General features: G+C 48.1%; 2 protein-coding genes. Both read left to right on the top strand.

Features of this window, described 5'->3' with window-relative positions:
- A partial coding sequence (locus tag R7Q48_RS25005) for an ATP-binding protein (protein WP_318132817.1) occupies positions 1-280 on the top strand: 280 nt, incomplete at its 5' end.
- Positions 280-1012 (top strand): substrate-binding domain-containing protein (locus R7Q48_RS25000; protein WP_318132816.1); only part of this gene is annotated, 733 nt, incomplete at its 3' end. The genes R7Q48_RS25005 and R7Q48_RS25000, both read left to right, overlap by 1 nt.

The raw sequence follows: 1012 nt of genomic DNA, 5'->3' as shown, positions 1-1012 counted from the left end.
AGCCAATATTCATGTTCGTTGGTATCAAACCGCACAAGGTGCGTGCCTTGAAGTTGAAGACAGTGGTGATGGTATTGAGCCACAACACTTGCATCGACTGACTGAGCGTTTCTACCGAGTTGATAAAGCACGTTCACGCGATACGGGTGGCAGTGGTTTAGGATTGGCAATTGTGAAACATGCGTTGAGCCATCATGACTCACACCTGGAAATTCAAAGTGAAGTCGGTGTAGGCAGTAAGTTCTCGTTCGTACTTCCAAGTCGTTTGGTGGTGAAATAATGGGACGTCGAGTCAGTAAAGTCATCGCTTGTATCGCGCTTATTTGTTCGAGTATGGCGGTTGCTCAAGATAAGCCATTACCGAACTACCATAAAACCACTGGCATTGTTGGTAATTTGCTTTCGGTAGGCTCAGACACTTTGGCGGGGATGACCACACTTTGGGTGGAAGAGTTTAAATCCATTTACCCGAACATCAACGCGCAAGTTCAAGCTTCAGGCTCGTCAACTGCGCCACCTGCTTTAACAGAGCAAACGGCGCAGTTTGGTCCAATGAGCCGCCCGATGCGTTTGAAAGAAATCGAAGCGTTTGAGCGACAGCATGGTTACAAACCTACAGCATTGCGCGTTGCTATTGATGCTATTGGTATTTTTGTGCATCAAGACAATCCCATTCAAGGTTTGAACTTTAATCAATTGGACGCGATGTTTTCCGCTACGTTGCGTTGTGGAGAAAGTCAGTTCATCACTAACTGGCAGCAACTAGGTTTAAAAGCCGAATGGGCGAAGCGCAACTTGCAGTTGTTTGGGCGTAACTCTGTGTCCGGGACGTATGGTTACTTCAAAAGCAATGCGCTGTGTGGCGGTGACTTCAAAACCCGAGTGAATGAACAACCGGGCTCGGCTTCTGTGGTGCAATCTGTGGCATCGACCATCAGCGGAGTTGGTTATTCTGGCGTTGGTTATCGAGTGGCTGGCGTAAGGTTGGTTCCCATCGCTAAACGCGGGGTTA

Source organism: Vibrio sp. 378 (assembly GCF_033339435.1).
This window is presented reverse-complemented; position numbering and strand designations above follow the sequence as displayed.